At 72.2% G+C, this 1,115-nt stretch carries 3 protein-coding genes; all 3 read left to right on the top strand.

Annotated features, from left to right (window positions below; genetic code table 11):
- On the top strand, nt 1-187 hold a 187-nt coding region (locus tag ACWJ6R_RS36835), incomplete at its 5' end, for a hypothetical protein (RefSeq protein ID WP_449066626.1).
- Nucleotides 188-251: 64 nt separating this feature from the next.
- Nucleotides 252-650, top strand: a complete 399-nt coding sequence (locus ACWJ6R_RS36830) for a roadblock/LC7 domain-containing protein (protein ID WP_449066625.1) — start codon at nt 252-254, stop codon at nt 648-650.
- Nucleotides 651-662: 12 nt separating this feature from the next.
- Nucleotides 663-1,034 (top strand): hypothetical protein, encoded by a 372-nt coding sequence (locus tag ACWJ6R_RS36825; protein WP_189237785.1) that lies wholly within the window; start codon nt 663-665, stop codon nt 1,032-1,034.
- Nucleotides 1,035-1,115 lie beyond the last annotated feature (81 nt).

Genomic DNA, 1,115 nt, shown 5'->3' with positions numbered 1-1,115 from the left:
CGCCCCCCACCGCGTCCGGGGTCCTCCCCGGCGGGCCGGCGGCGCCCGCGCCGGGACCGCCCCGGAGGACGGGACCGAGGCGGTCCGGCCCCGGTCGTCCCCGGAGTGGCTGCCCTCCGCCACGGGGGACCCCACCGACGTGAACCTGCTCATCCGGCTGAGGAACGCATTGGAGGCGCTCGCATGAGGTCGGTCTCGTGCCACTGACCCTGAGACTGCGGACGCTGAAGCGGATCGGAAGGAGGATGCCCGTGGAACTGCGTGACGAGGTGTACCGGGAGATGGTCCTGCTGCGCCGGCGCATGCCCGACGTGGACGGCAGCGTCGCGTGCAGTGTGGACGGCCTGGTGATCGCGGCCGACATGGCCGGCAGCGTCGAGCAGACCGGCGCGCTCTCCTCCGCCCTGCTGGCCCTCAGCCGCCGGATGACCGGCCTCATCGGCAAGGGCGCCCTGGAGGAGACCCTGATCTCCGGCACCAACGGCTACGCGGCCTTCTACGCCGCCGGCCCCAAGATCGTCCTCACGGTCACGGCCCGCCCGGGAACCAACCTCGGACTGCTGCGACTGGAGGGCCGCAAGACGGCGGCGAACCTGGCCGCCATCGGCGAGCGCATGTCGGCGACGCCGAAACCCTCGGCAACACAGTGATCGGAGAGACCAATGGCCAGCATGGACGTGTCCCTCAAGGAGATGATGGCGATCGACGGCGCCGTCGGCGCGGTGGTCGTGGACTACAACAGCGGGATGGCCCTGGGCGCGCTCGGGGGCTCCAAGGACCTCGACCTCCAGGTCGCGGCGGCGGGCAACACCGAGGTCGTCAAGGCCAAGCTGCGGACGATGGAGTCGCTGGGCCTCAAGGCCACCATCGAGGACATCCTCATCACCCTCACCGACCAATACCACATCATCCGGCCGATCACCGGCCGGGGCGGCAAGGGGCTCTTCCTCTACCTCGCGCTCGACCGCGGCCGCGCCAATCTGGCGCTGGCCCGGCACAACCTGCGCGGCATCGAGGAGAAGCTCGAAGTCTGAACCTCCGGCCGCGGCCCGCGCCCCGGGAGGCGGGGGCCGCGGCCGGAGCCCGGGTCGAGGCCGGGGTCGGAGCCGGGGTCG

Source organism: Planomonospora algeriensis, from assembly GCF_977012225.1.
This window is presented reverse-complemented; position numbering and strand designations above follow the sequence as displayed.